The sequence below is a fragment of the Yoonia sp. genome (assembly GCF_017854415.1).
Taxonomy (GTDB): Bacteria; Pseudomonadota; Alphaproteobacteria; order Rhodobacterales; family Rhodobacteraceae; genus Yoonia.
The window spans coordinates 1-16,533 of sequence record NZ_JAFMHR010000069.1 but is presented as its reverse complement, the minus strand read 5'-3'; the positions used below and the strand labels follow the sequence as shown (position 1 = coordinate 16,533).

Below are 16,533 nucleotides of genomic sequence, written 5' to 3'. Positions count from 1 at the left end.
GCTGCAATGAAACTGATCTATCTGGCAATCCGCAGTTTCGAGAAGACAGGCAGAGCCGTCAGAGAGTGGGTTGCCGCACGAAACCAGTTCGCTATCCTATACCCAGATCGGTTCAATAAATGACCCGTCAAAACCGCATGGGCTGAGCCCCATACACAGAGTTTCGGATACTCCCGCGCAATTTCCACTTGATCAATCATTTGCGACATGGCCAGAACACGATGCGATTATTGAGCGGCTTTGGAACAACTATTCCCGGGTTCTCGATGTCAGTATTGCAGGTGAGCCCGTAGACTTTGTCTTGTGGGAAGCAATAAACATAAGACAAGCTTTCCAAAATCCTCCCGCCCCTGCAGCCGAACATCTTTGTATTGCGATCTTGGTCCTTGAAGGAGCAGTTAAAGACATAGCCTCAGCAAACTGGGACGGCTTTAGCTTAAAGTCTGCGTGCCCTGTTTCCACGGTAGCAGGTTGCTTCTCAAAGATGCTGGTTTGATGTGCTTCTGGCAGGGTCTGATGTAGGCGACCAGACAGTATCCCCGATTATGGAATCAGAGCGTCGCGAGCAACTGGCGTTGCGCGGCCCAGTCCGACGGCAGTCCATGTTGCTTGAACCAGTCGGAGGTAAATCCAACCGGCTGCTTGCCGTCCAGCACATCTCGGATGATGTCTGGCGCAAGGAAGGCGAGATCAATCATTTGCTGAATGCGCCGTTTGGATGCGCCCTCGCTGGCAGCGATCTCAGTGAAGGTTTTGCCAGATTTGATCTGTGCGAACCAGTGATGCGCCTTTGCGATATTGCGGATAAGTTTTTCGTCACGACCTGTCGGTGCTTCGCTGAAGATGAGTTTAGTTTCAACGCCGCGTTTGCGCATCTGGAAAGGTGCAGTGATCTGGCATGCTTCATCGTTGATTGATGCAGGCTCTACACCAAGCAGCGCAGCAACCCCAGATGCGTCTAAGTTAAGCACACGTTGTTTCTTCTCTTCGGGGTCAAGTTTCTCCGTCTGATTCCATCCTGCCTCGTCCAGAATCCGCCGCTGCAGGTTTAATGCGCGCGCGTCACCCGAAAGCGCCAGTTCCCGCAGCTTGCGGATCATGGCCTCACAGATCGGCATTTGCTGGTCAGCACCTTTCAGCTGAACTTTGCGTTTCAGAACCCGCTGCAAGAGCGTGTAAATGTCGTCTTGCTTCTTAGGCCGACCCCTGGGGTTACCGGATTTGCCTTTTTTGAAACGGTTGTGTTCCGGCGGGCTCATGTAGCCCACCAGGTGTTTGGACTGATCGCTCATTCTGCCGCCTCCATTACAGACGCCACGGCTTCATCAGCACGCCTTTCAGAAACGTCCGCAAAACTCTCGCCAGTTTTCGCCAGAGCCGCTGCTTCACCTGTCAGAGCCGCGTAGCGCCGGCAGATCACGTCGCAATAGATCGGATCAAGTTCGACAAGCCGGGCAATACGGCCACAGCGTTCGGCCGCAATCAGCGTTGTGCCGGAACCGCCAAAGCCATCCAACACAATGTCACCGCGACGGGTCACATCTTTGATGGCGTCGGCCACCAGTGCCACAGGCTTTACTGTCGGGTGCAGTTCCAGATTGTTGAATGTCACTGAGAACTGACCCGGTACCCGACATTTCCCCCAGTATCATGCTTCCTGAAGCCAATATTGGTTGAGGCAACGCTGGTGATCTGATCGTGCCCTGTTGATTTTCACTGAGAGCTGACCCGGTATTTTCACCGAGATATGACCCAACTTTGTTTATGTATCAGCGTCTATTTTTGGTCAATGCGGTCGTTTCCTTTCGAGTTTTTATTGCGGCCTCGGAGCTGGCTTTGAAGCGGTAGCTGTCGTTGCCAGTTTCCAGGATGTGGCAACGATGTGTGAGGCGATCCAAAAGCGCCGTAGTCATCTTTGCATCTCCGAAGACCTGGGCCCATTCCGAGAAGCTGAGGTTGGTTGTTATGATGACGCTGGTCGGTGCTGTCAGACGAATGCGAACCAGTCTCTGCAAGGGCAATGAAGCCGCCCTCTATGCCGCACCGAGTTGACGCCACTGGGTGAGAGCGGCGGTGCGGTTGAGCTTGAAACTGGCACGTAAATAAAGGTGACGTTCATGGTTGAAATGATTGTGAACTGAGGCGTGGACGGAGACGAACTTTTGCAAACTTCGCGTTCGGCGGAAGCCCAACATGGCTCGCTCTCTTCGTCGAAACGGCAGGTGTGAATTCTCGGCTCGGTTGTTGAGCCAGCGCCCCGTTTCCTGTTTGTCTGCGTTGCCAATGACCTTCATCGCGGCGCCGTAAGACCGCAGTAGATCGGTCACGATGACATGTGGCGGACCAAAGCGCTTCATTGTCTTTCTGAGAAATTTCAACACCGCTTTGCGGTCGCGGCGCTTGGTGACATAGCTTTCAAGCACCTCGCCTTCATGATCTATGGCCCGCCATAAGTAATGCGTTTCACCATTGATCTTCACAAAAGCCTCGTCCAGATGCCATTGCCAGTTCGAATGAGCACGACGTTGTAGAACCCGTTTCTTTCGGATTTCAGCCGCAAACAGCGGGCCAAATCTGTTCCACCAGAAACGGACCGTTTCATGGCAAATATCAATACCGCGTTCGTGCAGCAGATCTTCCACATTTCGAAGCGAAAGTGGATAACGCACATACATCATAACCGCCAAGCGGATGATTTCGGGAGACGTCTTGAAGTACTTGAATGGGTCGGGTTTTGTCATTCCGTGAAACTAAATCACCGCCCTTACCGGCTCAACAAAGTTTTCCTCTGACAGCACCGATTTTCGGCACCGAAAATGGACAAGCCAAAATTTACGAGTTGATCGGTCAACGCCCGCTCAAGCTTTGGTAGCCAAGCCTCATATGCCCCGTCTATCTCGTCGTCGCGATAGCCTCGTGTGGCAGTAAACGCAAAAATGGCCTTTACTCAGATTTCTTTTAAAAAACCGAAAGACGCAATTGTTCGCCCAAGGTGCTCCCAAAACTCAGCTTCATGCCGATCAGGGCTTCTAAAGCGCAAATGATAACCATTCGCCGTTGTTTTCAGCCGAGCGGAGACAAGTATCAATGAACAGCATACCCTGAAGCCCCTCATCAATTCCAGGGAGCAGTTCTCCTTTATTCTTGCCTTCGATCAGATCGGCCACGCCACTGTAAATGTTCGCGAAACCTTCAAGATAACCCTCTGGGTGGCCTGACGGAATGCGTGTCCAGTCAGAAGCACTATCCCCCAGTCCCGCGCCACCACACGTGAGGATTCTTCTGGCCTCGCCGTGAGCCGTCAGGGACATGACATTGGGGTTCTCCTGGTCCCATTCAAGCCCGCCCTTTTCACCGTATATACGCAGGCGCACTCGGTTTTCATTTCCAATAGCAATTTGGGAAGCCCAGAGCATTGCTTTAGCGCCGCCTTGCATCCGCAATAAAATATGTGCGTTGTCATCCACTTTACGGCCCTCACCAAAGCTGTGCAGATCGGCGCTCAGGGCCTCAGTTTTTAGCCCCGTTACAAATCCCAACAGGTTGAAAGCGTGTGTTCCGATGTCTCCAATGGCGCCGCCGCCGCCCGATTTGGCAGGGTCTGTGCGCCAAGCCGCTTGTTTCTGCCCATCATTTTCAATGCTTTTTGCCAACCAATCCTGCGCGTATTCAATCTGGGCTACGCGGATCACTCCTAATTCACCATTGGCGATCATCCTGCGAGCCTGTCGGACCAATGGATAGCCCGTGTAATTATGGGTCAGAACAAAATGTGCGCTTGAAGAGTTCACGACCCTTGCAATCTCGTCTGCTTCCGCAAGGGTCGCGCAGAGTGGCTTGTCACAGATCACGCTGACACCGGCCCTTAGGAAAGCAATAACCGGCGCTGCGTGCATGTGGTTCGGGGTAACAATCGAAACAACATCGATGCCATCGCTGCGATCAGCTTCCGTTTTCGCCATGATGCTATAATCCGAATACGAACGGTCGGGTGCTATGCCCAAATCTGCCGCACTTTTGGCTGCGCGATCCGCATTCGATGACAATGCGCCCGCGACCAATTCAAATCGGTCATCAATACGGCTGGCTATGCGGTGCACGCCACCGATAAATGCGCCATAGCCGCCTCCAACCATCCCAAGCTTTAAGCGTTTCACAGGCCCAACATCTCCCTGATTGCTCCATCATCGCGCACGCTGCCTGCAAAGTCGTCAAAGGCCTTCTCGGTTGTCTCGATCAGGTGCCGCTTAATGAACGGGGCCCCCTCTGCAGCGCCCTGTGTCGGTGATTTCAGACAGCATTCCCATTCGAGTACCGCCCAGCCGTCATAGCCGTATTGGGTCAACTTGGAGAAGATTGCTTCAAAATCTACCTGACCGTCGCCAAGGCTTCGAAAGCGCCCAGCCCGGTTTACCCAGGGTTGATAGCCCGAATAAACGCCTTGCCGGCCATCGGGATTGAATTCAGCATCTTTAACATGAAAGGCGCTAATCCTGTCATGATAGAGGTCGATAAAAGCGACATAATCCATCTGCTGGAGCAAAAAATGGCTTGGATCGTAGTTGATCCTCGCAGCTTCATGCTGATCGCAGGCATCGAGAAACATTTCCCACGTCGCACCGTCGAAGACATCCTCTCCGGGGTGGATTTCAAAGGCTATCTTTTGACCGTGGTCCGCATAATGGTCGAGGATGGGTTTCCAGCGTCGGCCCAGCTCTGAGAAGGCCTCTTCGATCAGACCCTCTGGTCGCTGAGGCCATGGGTAAAGGAACGGAAAAGCAAGGCTACCGGAAAAACTGACCGTATTTGACAGGCCCAGACGTTCGCTCACGACTGCTGCCTTCATCATCTGGTCAACTGCCCAAGCCTGGCGTTTCTCTGGATTGCGGTGACACTCTGCCGGTGCAAAAGCATCGAATGCGATATCGTAGGCCGGGTTCACAGCAACAAGCTGACCTTGAAGATGTGTGCTTAATTCAGTGATCTGCACTCCAGAATCCGTGCATATGCCTTTCACTTCATCACAATAGGAAGCACTTTCCGCCGCTTTATCCAGGTCGAAAATCCGTTTGTCGAATGTTGGGATCTGAACGCCTTTGTATCCAAGTTCAGACGCCCAAGAAGTGATGCCCGCCAGTGAATCGAATGGCGCACCATCGCTGGAGAATTGGGCAAGAAAAATAGCAGGTCCTTTGATTTGCCCCTCCATCACTCGATCTCGCTAAGCATTGCAATGCAACGGATACTTACGGGACAGGCCAAGAGCCTATCAATTTGCGAAAACAACGGCTCAAGATGCGGCATTCTCAAATGGGCGTCCAGATCTTCTTGAGATCTCCAGTTTTCATAGAAAACAAAAACGCACGGGTCATCTGCATCGACATGGAAATCATAGTTGATGCAACCATCTTCTTTGCGAGTTGGCTCAACCTGCGCGGACAAAAGCGCATGCAGTTCCTCGCGTGTTTCTGGCTTGGCAGTTACGGTACCTATAATAGTAACATGTTTCATTTTTCATGCCTTTTTCTGGCTAAGCGCAACTGCAAGAATAATGATACCACCGCGTGCGATCAGTTGTTGACTAAACTCCAGCCCCATCAGAATTAACCCGTTGTTAATAAGGCCAATCATGAGCGCGCCAACGATGGTGCCTATAACGGTTCCTTTACCGCCGAAAAGCGAGGTTCCGCCCAGCACAGCAGCGGCGATAACTGATAGCTCGTCTCCTTCGCCTAGCTGGAACCGGCCCGATTGCAGGCGACCCGCATAAAACATCCCTGCCAAAGCTGCCGCAGTAGATGAGATGACCAGAACCCGAAACTTGATCTTGGCGGTGTTGATGCCGGAATAGGCAGCGGCTTGCTCGCCACCACCTGTTGCGAGCACCCTGCGACCAAAACCGGTGCGGCGTAAAACGACGTGACCGACTGCACCAAAAATCAAAATCCAAAACAGCAATACCGGAATGGGCCCGATGGAGCCGCCGCCAAACCACCAGGCATAGCTTTGTGACAAGATCGGAATAGCGGATGTGCCAGAAATCCACATCGCGATACCTTTGGCAATGCCCATCATTGCGAGCGTCGTTAAGAACGAAGGTATACCGATTTTTGTGGTCAGCCAGCCGTTAAAAGTGCCAATAGCAATGCCTGTCGCAAGGCCCGCAAGAATCCCTGCAAATGGTCCAGCAACGGCAATCGCCATGGCGACTGTGACACTGGCGAGGCCCGCGACAGCACCAACAGACAGGTCAATTTCACCTGCAGATAACACGAAAGTCATTGCGATCGCCATCACCGCGATCATCGCTGTCTGGCGGATAATGTTGAGCAGATTGTTTGGGTTCAGAAACCCTCTGTCATTCAGCGTCAGCGCAAAGACCACAAAGATCGCAATAAATCCGATATAGATGATATTTTGGCGCCAATCTCTTAGAAAGGCGCCGAGCACGCCAGCGGCTTGGGTTGTGTCAGTGTTGGGCATGGGAAACCTCCTGCCCTGCAGCGAGGGCTTCTTGAATAGCAATTTGCAGCCGCCGTTCGGCGGCCTGTAAGCGGTGTGTGATGTCAGTATTTGCCTCAGCTGGATCATCCAGCGCGGCGCGGGGAAAATCATCATAGGCGTGTCCGTCCGCCATTACGACAATCCGATCGCAGGCAGTCAAAAGCTCCGACAATTCCGAGGAAATCATCAGAATTGCTTTGCCGCTCGCGGCCAGCTCACGCACTAGTCTGATAATTTCGGACTTTGACCCGATGTCGATGCCTGCTGTTGGTTCGTCCAGCACAAGCACATCCGGGTCAACCGCCAACCATTTGCCAATGACGACCTTTTGCTGATTGCCGCCCGAAAGCGTGCTAACAGCATGATCGCGGCCAGCTGTTTTGATCGATAGTCGCTCAATTTGGGCGTCCGTCGCTGCGCGCGCCTTAGCGGCGATTACAAAGCCTGCCTTTGAAAGATCATCCAGCGCAGCAAGTGTTAAGTTGTCGGAAACTGAATGGGATGCGATGATGCCTTGCGTCGCGCGAGCTTCGGGTACAAGTGCCACACCCGCTGCGATTGCGTCACCGGGACGGCGAAAGCGAACAGGTCGGTCGTTGATGCGAATTTCACCAGAAACCAGTGGTTCAATCCCTGCAACAAGTTTCGCGAGCGATGTGCGGCCCGAGCCGAGGAGGCCAGCTAACCCCACGACTTCACCTTTGTGGATCGTGAGCGAGATATTATCGGGTTTGTTACGGCCCGACACGTTGCGCAGCTCCAGCCCGATATCACCGCGAACTGCATCGCTCCGCTCTATATCAGCAAGGCCAAGGGACCGTTTGCCGACGATATGTTCAATCATCGTATCTATTGGCAGGTCACCGATATCAGCTGTAATGACATGCTTACCGTCGCGCAAAATCGTAGCACGATCAGCGATGCGGGCAATTTCGTCCATTCGATGGCTTACATATATGATCGCAACACCTTGCTTCTTTAGTTTGCGCAGGAAGGTGAACAGCCGATCTACATCAGATACCGCCAAGGCGGTGGATGGTTCGTCAAGCACGAGTATGCGTGCGTTTTGGGAAATAGCTTTGGCGATTTCAGTCAGTTGCTTTTGCCCTGCACCAAGATCATCGACAATTGCGCGCGGATCAACGTCTACTCCGAGCATTGCAAAGAGTTCGGCGGCTTTGCGCTCTGCCTCTTTATCGTCGATTAGCCCGCCTGACTTCGCCTCGCGTGTCAAGAAAACGTTTTGAGCCACTGTTAGCGTCGGGACCAAGCTCATCTCTTGATAATTCATCGCAATCCCTGCAGCGCGAGAGGCTTCGGGTGTATGAATAGTGAGTGGTACACCCACTACCTCGATTGTGCCGGCTGACGGTACGTGCACGCCGTTGAGAACCTTCAGGATCGTTGATTTTCCGGCACCGTTGCCGCCCAAAAGTGCATGGACTTCTCCTGCCAAAACTTCAAAGTTGACATTTTCCAAGGCTTTGACACCGCCAAAGTTTTTTGAAATGCCTGTCATGCGGACGGCAACGGTTGACATTATACCTTCTCCCAAGCGCTTGTTTTACCCGATCGGATGAGGGCATCGGCGACCTTTTCAGTTAAGAGCGCCTCTTCAAAATTTGGCGAAGGCTGAGAACCATCAATGATCGCTTTGCAGAAATCATAACACTCGATGATCTTGGTCTCGCCGTAGCCTATGCCCAGTGCAGGGATCGGCCAAAGGCCTTCACCATAGGGATGGGCAGGACCTGTATAGATGGTACGGAAGCCTCGTGAATTAGCCGGATCATCGGCGAACATAACTTGTAATTCATCCCGGCGTTCGTAGTTGAACAGGATCGAGCCTTTCGTGCCGTGGATTTCCAACGTAATGAAGTTATTGCGACCCCATGCGTTGCGGCTAGCCTCAATACTGCCAACAGCGCCAGATTTAAAGCGCACCATCGATATGACTTCATCATCAACATCAACTTCGGCGCGTTCAGCATCTGCAGATTTGTCGGATGCCCCCAGTTTGTCGACGCCGCCTTGTTGTATCGGGCGGGTTTTGACGTAGGTCGATGTAATAGCTTGCACGGTGTCTATGGGGCCAACAAGATAGTGCGCCATATCAACAACATGGGTGCCGATATCGCCGATAGCGCCCGACCCTGCGATTTTCTTTTGAAAGCGCCAGGATAGCGGCCCATTTGGATCTGCGGACCAGTCTTGCAAATAAGTGCCGCGAAAGTTGATTACGTCGCCGATTTTGCCTTCATCAATGAACTTCTTGGCAAGAGCTACAGCGGGTGTCCGGCGATAGTTAAAGGCGACCATTGATGTGCCGGTGGATGCGCGGGCGGCCTCCGCCATTGCGACAGAGTCCTCAAGCGTCCCGGCAAGAGGCTTTTCGCAAATTACATGTTTGCCAGCTTTCAACGCTTCGATCGCGATTTCAGCGTGCGAATTGTTTGGGGTGCAAATATCCACAATGTCGATGTCAGCACGGTTGACGATCGCTTTCCAGTCACTTGATGCTTCGTCAAAACCGAAACGGTCGCGCGCTTCTTGAGCGGCTCCTTCGGTTAAATCGACCACCACCTTCCGGTGCGGGATTGCGGGGGCAGGCCAAAAAAACATTGGCATCGCTGCATATGCCATGGCATGTGCCTTGCCCATGAAGCCGCCGCCAATTAGTGCAACGTTTAGTGTTTTAGTCATCGGTATGCTCCGTCAATAGAATGTGTAAAGAGGTCCTGCGGCGGGAGAACTGCCGCAGGACCGTTGCAAAGTCAGTTCATGCTGTTTTGAATGTTTTGCGTCGCTTCGGAGCGGTATACCGTCTCCCATGCTTCGAGCAGGTTGTCTTTGGTCACCGGAAGAGCAGGAACCGCGACGAATGCAGGGGCTTCTTTGCCCAACAGGCCGTAGCCTGCAAGCATCGCTTCGGCAACACCTTGGTCGAAAGGCCGCTGTGCGCCCAGACCCTTGATGAAGCCGCCCTGCGCCATACTGATCGCAACGTTTTCACCGAGGTCAATGGTTGTGATGACCAAGTCGTCGCGGCCGGCAACGCGAGCTGCCGAGATAACGCCCTCAGCCGGAACATCCCAAACTGCCCAGATACCATCGAGGTCGGCATTCGACACCAGCATAGCAGAAGCTGCTTTATCTGCGTCGCCAGAGAAATCCGGTCCGCCGATGCCTTGCTCTGCTACAATCTCGATGTTGGGGTAGTTCTCAGTGATTGTAGCTTTAAACGCTTCATAGCGTTGCCGTGTCACAAAAAAATCGGCCGCATGGAAAACGAGACCTATCTGACCACCATCGTCACCTAATGCCTGTGCCATAAGGTGAGCTGAAGCAACACCGTTGCCATAGTTGTCAGCCGATACCACCGAAACGTAGTCCACGCCTGCCGTCATGCCCGGAGGAGTGTTTTCCATGAATACAATTTGAACACCAGCCGCCGCTGCGGCCATATAGGCGACAGCTGTTGCCGATGGGTCTGTTGGAACGGAAACGATAATGTCGGGCTGTAGGACCATTACTGTTTCAATATCTGCCACTTGCTTTTCAGGTTTGAAGCCAGCGTCTGTAACGGCAATCACCTCGATCCCCAGTTCCCCGAATTGGAACTTAAGACCTTCGATCTGTGCGCGCGACCAGTCATTGCCGCCATAGTGCATCACGATGGCCGCGGTCGCATTCATCGCTTTGATCTGATCAATTTCTGTTTCGCTGAGCATTAAGTCTGCTGCAAGACTCGGATCTTCTCCGCTTGGGCCTTTGGACAGGACTGTTTCCTGCAGTGCCGCCAAAGCGGCGGATGGATCAGCTACTGCAGGCGCAGCGGTCACTGCCAGCGCCAAAGCGGCGGCGGATCCCAATATATTTCGAAGCGTAATCATAGTTCTTCCTCCCAGAAGGTTGGGGCGTACCCCGGTTGATACCAGCCAATTAGGCTCGGTTTAAATAGTCCATGCTGGAACGCGCCCCATCAGCAGGGTCTTCCCAAGCATCAAGTTCAGTGCAGACCCAGCCGGCAAAATTCGTTTCGCGCATAGCTGCAATAATTTCGTCGGTAGGCACGTCACCGCGATCAAGTGGTGTGAATGCAAAAGGCTCTTTCTGGAAACCTTTGAGGTGGACATAGGAAATACGATCAGCGAACTCGCGGATTATCTGCGCTGGATCACCACCAGCCGCGGCCAAGTGTGCTGTGTCTGGACAAAAGTCTATTGTAGTCAGACGAAAGATGCGGCGCACCTCTTCTGGGCCTTCGACGATTGTCGACAGATGTGGATGGTAATGCGCAGTAAGATTACGGTCCTCAGCCAATGACTTCACGCGATCAAGAGCTGCCCCCAATTTGTCATAGTCCGTATCGCGAACACCATCAAAACGCTTAGCGCCACCGCCAACGACCAAATGCGGGGCATCTAGTTCCGCGGCGCGGTCGGCAGCGCGCGTGATGCGCGCCAGCTCCTCAGGCAGAATGTCATCGAAAATGAAGTTGGCGCCGGAATAAGCGGCAACCAAAGATAAGCCGTTGTTTGCGAGCAAGGCGCGAAAATCGGCAACACTGTAGTCGAGCAGGTTGCCGTCAAACAATTCAACGCCCGTATAACCTGCGGAAGCGATCTCCGCGCACGCTCGGTCCATATCGCCAAATGTACGATAGCTAAGCTGAGAGATCGAGGTCACCCCCTCCGCATTGCCGCCAAGATCGCCCCAGCAATTTGCTTGATACGCCAGCTTCCAATCATCCATGTCGTCCTCCTAAATCCGGCAAGCAACGCCGTTCGACCTAATTGATAAGTTATAATTTCAACTTTAGTCAACGCTTTTTATGCAAATGTTATCTAACTTCTGCATTTTATCTGCAAAAGTTAGAACTTGCCTCGTAAATCTGCGGGGACTATTGTTGTAATTGATCATCCAAGAGAACCAAAATTTCGTGCCCATAGACAAATCAGTACCGAATCGCCAAAGGGGAAAAGGACGGCCGCGCAACAGCGAAGCGGCTACAGCAAGCCTTGTCGCTGTGCTGAATCATGTGCGTTTGAGCGAAGCGACAACCCGTCAGGAACTAGAGCGCGTCAGCGAATATGGGCGGGCTATTATTGCCGACAGACTTGCGATTCTTTCGGAATTGGGTTTGCTCAACGAAAGAGAAACAGGCGTAGCGACAGGTGGTCGGGCGCCTCGCCTCGTCCAATTCACAAAAGATCACGCCCTACTTGTTGTTGTCACGCTTGACCAATCCGCCATCGGCGTCGGCCTTGCCGACCTAGACGGCAAGCTACTTATGGAACATCACGAAGCAATCAACATCGCGGATCAGACCTTAACTGCGGACCGTATCTGCGCCTTGATTAATTGGCTGATGACGCGGCAACCCAAAACTCCCAATTTGTGGGGTATTTCCATTTCCGTACCCGGCCCGGTTCTCACCGATCCCAACATCCCGTTTTTGCTCGAAACCCCCAACTTCCTTCCTAATTGGGACAATAGCGGTCTTGTCGAAACACTAATGCAGCGATTTAAGGCCCCCGTCTGGATGCATTCTAACGTTGAGACAATGACGATGGGGGAATTGCATGGTGGTGCTGGGATAGGTCAACAAACCATGCTATTTGTCAAAGTCGGACAGCGAATTGGCGCCGGTCTGGTCAGCAACGGCCAACCCTACCACGGTGCTGCTGGCGCCGTTGGTCTGATTGGGCAATTGCCAGTGACATCTGGCAACGCCACTGGATCACTCGATGCTATGGCCGGGGCAAGTATGATCAAGGCGCAAGGCATCAAGGCCGCACAATCTGGGGAAAGCGCCTATCTGGCTGAATGGCTTGAACGTGGAGCAGATATAACGGCTATTGAGGTTTGTCAGGCGGCACAAATGGGCGATCCCGTGAGTACAGAGATCGTCGTGCAGAGCGGTCGACTCATTGGCGGCGTCGTGGCAATCCTTGCCAATATGCTGAATCCGCAACTTATCGTCTTCGCTGGGTCGATTGCTCAGACGAATGACATCTTGCTCGCAAGCGTACGTGAAGCCGTTTATGGCGCATCTCATCCGCTAGTTACCCGAGATCTGCGCATCCTGCGATCGCAAATGGGCAATTCCGCCGCGCTTTTAGGTGCGGCTTGCATCGCTGTTTCCGCGCTTTTTGATCCGGTCTTCTTGAAAGACTGGATATTGTTAGGATCTCCGACCCAGCACCCGGACTTTGTATATGGTCTAGAAACTTTGAATTCTATTACGCAGCAATCCGACGACGGGCCCCAAGCCCCACCAAGCAGTTGAAGGAACCTAGTATGACAATAGTTGGACTTGGACCACACGGTGAACGCGCTTCTCCACCAGAGCGGGTTACCCTTTTACCGCAGGACAAAACTGCGGCACGTGCAAAAAAGTTACGCGTCGCAATCGTCATGCACACTCTTGAAAGCGACTGGGCCAAGCATGTCGTGCAGGGCATCATTGGAACATTGGGTGAATGCGGTGCGATCGTCATTGATGTGGTGGATTGCAACTTTTCATCCGAAGCGCAAATTGATGCATTGGGCCGCTTGCAGGGCGAAAATCCTGACGCAATTATTTCGCTTCCCGTAAACAATACGACCGTAACAAAGGCCCACCTTGCGATCTCGGGCGCAGGCATAAAACTCGTTTTGATTGACAATGTCCCCACTGGGATGCTTCCGGGCAAAGACTATGTCTCTCTTGTTTCGGCTGACAACTTTGGGTTGGGCAAAATTGCAGCCGAACTTCTGTCTGCCCGCTTACCGCTAGGCGCTTCTGCCGGGATGCTTGCTTATGATGCAGATTTCTTTGCCACGAATGAACGCGAAATCGCTTTTAGTCGTTGGATGGAGGTCAACCGTCCTGATGTCGCGGTGAAAACAGCGAGGTTTTCAACCATTGACGGCGCCGGCCACGAAGCTGTCCAGCTCATCAACGATCACTCGGAAATTGCAGGGCTGTTCGTGGTCTGGGATAGCCCCTGCATTGACGTCGTCCGGGCAGTTTCAAAACGGAACCCAGATATGCCCATCACAACGGTGGATCTAGGGCAAGAGGTGACAGAAAGTCTTGCAAAAGGGGGACCTGTGATTGGGATTGCAGGCCAGCGCCCTTTTCAGCAAGGTGAGGCCGTCGCCCGCACTACAATCACGACATTGCTTGACCGCCCATGCCCGGATTGGGTTGCCTTGCCTGGCTTGATTGTCTCTCGATCAAATGTCATTGAAAGTTATCAGGCCATCTGGCGCAAGCCTGCGCCTCGCGACATTTTAATCCGGCTCGACCTTTTACAATCAAAATGAGTGTAGTGGCAATTGTCCAAGAACTGGACCTGTCGCGTTTTTGTGCCGCCCCTAGTGCTCGTCTAAGCGACCTTCCATTCGAAGGCGGGAGGGCTTTTCCAACCCAATGCTGAGTGCCTCCGCGCGGATTGTAAGGGCCGTTTCGTTTGGTCCTTTCCCATTGTCTCAGAACGGCATTAACGCGGCCGAAGTAGACGTCGGCGGAAGTGGCCTTGTTGAACCGCCAATCAGCTCCAATCATGTCAACTAACTCCAGTTTCTGGGCCGACCTCAAAGCCTACTTCATTGACGTCCCGCGGCATGCCAGCATCTCATACTCATGCGAGAGATCCAGCCTTTCGGAAAGCTTCCGCAATTGTCACAGCCTCTTCATCCTGCCTGCGAATGAACATTTTCTACTGCTCCGCGGACTTCGATGCTTTCATGGCAGTCCGCTCATCTTGAACCGCCCCTTGTTTGCCGGAGGCTGATTACTTCGTCTCACGCGACCATACGGGCGGGATACGGCCGCCGGATCGCAGGCGCGGCAGTTCTGCATTGAGCCTCTCTGAGCGCGAAGAGATATCCCGCGGGCTGAGTGCCAAGCAATCCTTGCGTGCGATTGCACGCCAGTTGAGACGTGCACCCTCAACGATCAGCCGGGAGGTGCGGCGCAATGGCGGATCAGTCGGCTATCGTGCGTCTGGGTCAGATCAGGCTGCTTGGAACCGAGCTCTGCGTCCAAAGATATGCAAGCTGGCTTGTCACCCGACATTGGCCCGCGCAGTATCAGCAAAGCTAGGGCGCAAGTGGTCTCCCGAGCAGGTTGCGGGTTGGCTCAAGCGGGCGTTCCCGGGGGAGGTGCACAAACAGGTGTCACACGAGACTATCTATCGAAGCCTTTATATACAGGCACGTGGCGTTCTCAAAAAGGAGCTGCTGGCGCACTTGCGCGCAAAACGCACAGTCAGGCGTTCCCAGCACGCCAGCCTGAAGCGCAACGGTAATGGCCAGATTAAAGATGCTGTGTCCATCAGCGAAAGGCCTGCATCCGTCGAGGATCGCGCTGTTCCGGGTCACTGGGAAGGCGACCTGATTGGCGGATCGAAGAACAGCTATATCGCGACCCTGGTCGAGCGGCATTCACGATACGTGATGTTGGTGAAAGTCGCGAACAAGGACACTGAAAGCGTCGTCACTGCGCTGATCAAGTCGGCTCAGAAGCTGCCGCGAGAACTTTACAAATCGCTGACCTGGGATCGTGGCAAAGAGCTAGCAGATCATCCGCGCTTCACGCTGGCCACGGATGTTGATGTCTACTTCTGCGACCCGCAGTCACCGTGGCAACGTGGATCAAACGAGAACACCAACCGGCTTTTGAGGCAGTATTTGCCAAGAGGAACCGACTTATCCGTCCATTCTCAGGCAAAGCTCAGCGCAATTGCAAGGCAACTTAACGAACGTCCTCGCAAGACCTTGCAATATCAAACTCCAGCAGAGAAGTTCGCTGAGTGTGTTGCATCGACCGGTTGAGGTCGCCGCCGAAAGCAACGGTTTGCATTTGATTTTCGCCGCAACATCTTGAGGTAGTGTGCGGGGAATTTCGGCGCCAAAGATGGCCCAATAATTTTCCGATTGGTTTATTCCAGAAAACCAGTGATATAACGTCATGTCGACCGTATCTCTGAAATCCTTTGTCCACCGCGCCAGATACTTTCCTTTGTGGTCGGCGTTGGCCGTTTCGCAATGGCGGTCTTTCGATGTTCGGTCACGCAGCCTTGGGACAACTTTTGCCGCGGTCATGCGTTGGTTTCCGCCTGCGAGGCGCAGTTTTGACCGCGAAGCGAGGCGCGTCTTCCCAAACATGACCCGTGGCGCACGCGCCAAGCTAGGTCAAAGCATGGGCAAGCATATGGGGCGAACTCTGTTCGAACTATATCACGACGCGGAATTTCAGACCCAGAACCACAAGTTCAGGGTCTCTGGTCCTGGACTAGACGCCCTAAAAGAGGCGCAGGCAACCGACAAAGGGGCGATCATTGTTTCTGGCCACTTCGGCCAGTGGGAAGCAATTCGCGCCGTTCTCAGACAGAACGGCATGGAAAGTGGGGCCATTATTCGCACCCACAAGAACCCACACTACGCGCGTCGAATTCGCGCGGGTATCGAGGCGGGCGGAAAACCAATCCTCTCAACAGGCCGCGCCGGCACGATGGCCCTTGTGCGTCACCTTCGAAGTGGCGGGATTATGTCCATCCTGCTGGACGAAAAATACCCAGAAGGTATTCGCCTGCCGTTTCTCGGTCTTGACGCCCTTACCTCCATTTCTGCTGCCCAACTTGCACTCAAATACGACCTGCCCATGATCCCCGCCTACGGTATCCGCATTGATGACGAAAACGCGGTCCAAGTGATATTCGAAGCACCGATCGCCCATACCGACAGCGTCACAATGACCCGTGCGTTCAATGACAGTCTGTCTGCCCGTATTCTGGCAAATCCAGAACAGTGGTATTGGTTATTGAAGCGTTGGGATGGGGCTTGAGCGCCGCCGTATTCCGCGACTTACAAACCGCAGTTATTATTTGGCATAGCAGCGATGAATGCTACTTCGGTGAGGACCGCGGCGAAATCAGATTAAGTAAAAACTTATGGAGAATAGACCAGAGTCAGCTAATGCGATTGACTGCTTCATCCGCGGAGTGGCCATCGACTTCCCCAAATGCAGCGCCCTGT

14 protein-coding genes and 2 pseudogenes are annotated in these 16,533 nt (G+C 53.3%); 4 read left to right on the top strand and 12 right to left on the bottom strand.

Features of this window, described 5'->3' with window-relative positions:
• Positions 1 to 551: 551 nt before the first annotated feature.
• The 12 genes and pseudogenes from QZ197_RS09355 to QZ197_RS09300 all read right to left on the bottom strand — a co-directional run bounded on the left by QZ197_RS09355 (position 552) and on the right by QZ197_RS09300 (position 11,259).
• Positions 552 to 1,292: a DUF5681 domain-containing protein gene (locus tag QZ197_RS09355; RefSeq protein WP_296431640.1), complete on the bottom strand. Its 741-nt coding sequence runs from the start codon at positions 1,290 to 1,292 to the stop codon at positions 552 to 554.
• Positions 1,289 to 1,612 (bottom strand): DNA methyltransferase, encoded by a 324-nt coding sequence (locus QZ197_RS09350; protein ID WP_296431639.1) that lies wholly within the window; start codon positions 1,610 to 1,612, stop codon positions 1,289 to 1,291. The genes QZ197_RS09355 and QZ197_RS09350 overlap by 4 nt, the downstream gene beginning before the upstream one ends.
• Positions 1,613 to 1,769: 157 nt before the next feature.
• Positions 1,770 to 1,979 (bottom strand): annotated as a pseudogene (locus QZ197_RS09345) (ATP-binding protein); the annotation flags it as partial.
• A 54-nt stretch (positions 1,980 to 2,033) separates the two neighbouring features.
• Positions 2,034 to 2,741 carry an IS6 family transposase gene (locus QZ197_RS09340; protein ID WP_296431638.1) on the bottom strand — a complete coding sequence of 236 codons (708 nt, stop codon included), beginning with the start codon at positions 2,739 to 2,741 and terminating at the stop codon, positions 2,034 to 2,036.
• Between the two features lie 288 nt (positions 2,742 to 3,029).
• Positions 3,030 to 4,136, bottom strand: a complete 1,107-nt coding sequence (locus QZ197_RS09335; RefSeq protein WP_296431641.1) for a Gfo/Idh/MocA family oxidoreductase — start codon at positions 4,134 to 4,136, stop codon at positions 3,030 to 3,032.
• 17 nt (positions 4,137 to 4,153) lie between these two features.
• Positions 4,154 to 5,209 (bottom strand): sugar phosphate isomerase/epimerase, encoded by a 1,056-nt coding sequence (locus QZ197_RS09330; RefSeq protein ID WP_296431637.1) that lies wholly within the window; start codon positions 5,207 to 5,209, stop codon positions 4,154 to 4,156.
• Entirely contained in the window at positions 5,209 to 5,511 is a 303-nt protein-coding gene (locus QZ197_RS09325; protein ID WP_296431636.1) for a putative quinol monooxygenase, read from the bottom strand. The genes QZ197_RS09330 and QZ197_RS09325 overlap by 1 nt, the downstream gene beginning before the upstream one ends.
• Before the next feature lie 3 nt (positions 5,512 to 5,514).
• Positions 5,515 to 6,483 carry an ABC transporter permease gene (locus tag QZ197_RS09320; protein ID WP_296431635.1) on the bottom strand — a complete coding sequence of 323 codons (969 nt, stop codon included), beginning with the start codon at positions 6,481 to 6,483 and terminating at the stop codon, positions 5,515 to 5,517.
• Complete coding sequence (locus QZ197_RS09315; RefSeq protein WP_296431634.1) at positions 6,470 to 8,044, bottom strand: sugar ABC transporter ATP-binding protein; 1,575 nt, start codon at positions 8,042 to 8,044, stop codon at positions 6,470 to 6,472. Before QZ197_RS09315 ends, QZ197_RS09320 begins: the two co-directional genes overlap by 14 nt.
• A complete protein-coding gene (locus QZ197_RS09310; protein ID WP_296431631.1) occupies positions 8,044 to 9,207 on the bottom strand; it encodes a Gfo/Idh/MocA family oxidoreductase in 1,164 nt (387 codons plus the stop codon). Before QZ197_RS09310 ends, QZ197_RS09315 begins: the two co-directional genes overlap by 1 nt.
• A 71-nt stretch (positions 9,208 to 9,278) precedes the next feature.
• Positions 9,279 to 10,397 (bottom strand): substrate-binding domain-containing protein, encoded by a 1,119-nt coding sequence (locus tag QZ197_RS09305; RefSeq protein ID WP_296431629.1) that lies wholly within the window; start codon positions 10,395 to 10,397, stop codon positions 9,279 to 9,281.
• 49 nt (positions 10,398 to 10,446) lie between these two features.
• Positions 10,447 to 11,259: a sugar phosphate isomerase/epimerase family protein gene (locus QZ197_RS09300; RefSeq protein ID WP_296431628.1), complete on the bottom strand. Its 813-nt coding sequence runs from the start codon at positions 11,257 to 11,259 to the stop codon at positions 10,447 to 10,449.
• A gap of 160 nt (positions 11,260 to 11,419) precedes the next feature.
• Between QZ197_RS09300 and QZ197_RS09295 the strand changes: the two genes are divergently transcribed.
• From QZ197_RS09295 to QZ197_RS09280, 4 genes and pseudogenes are all read left to right on the top strand, one after another.
• Positions 11,420 to 12,796: an ROK family protein gene (locus QZ197_RS09295; protein ID WP_296431627.1), complete on the top strand. Its 1,377-nt coding sequence runs from the start codon at positions 11,420 to 11,422 to the stop codon at positions 12,794 to 12,796.
• An 11-nt stretch (positions 12,797 to 12,807) separates the two neighbouring features.
• Positions 12,808 to 13,818 (top strand): substrate-binding domain-containing protein, encoded by a 1,011-nt coding sequence (locus QZ197_RS09290; RefSeq protein WP_296431626.1) that lies wholly within the window; start codon positions 12,808 to 12,810, stop codon positions 13,816 to 13,818.
• Between the two features lie 492 nt (positions 13,819 to 14,310).
• Positions 14,311 to 15,330, top strand: a pseudogene (locus tag QZ197_RS09285) (IS30 family transposase); the annotation flags it as partial.
• Between the two features lie 136 nt (positions 15,331 to 15,466).
• Positions 15,467 to 16,342 carry a lysophospholipid acyltransferase family protein gene (locus tag QZ197_RS09280; protein ID WP_296431625.1) on the top strand — a complete coding sequence of 292 codons (876 nt, stop codon included), beginning with the start codon at positions 15,467 to 15,469 and terminating at the stop codon, positions 16,340 to 16,342.
• The last annotated feature ends 191 nt before the right edge of the window (positions 16,343 to 16,533 follow it).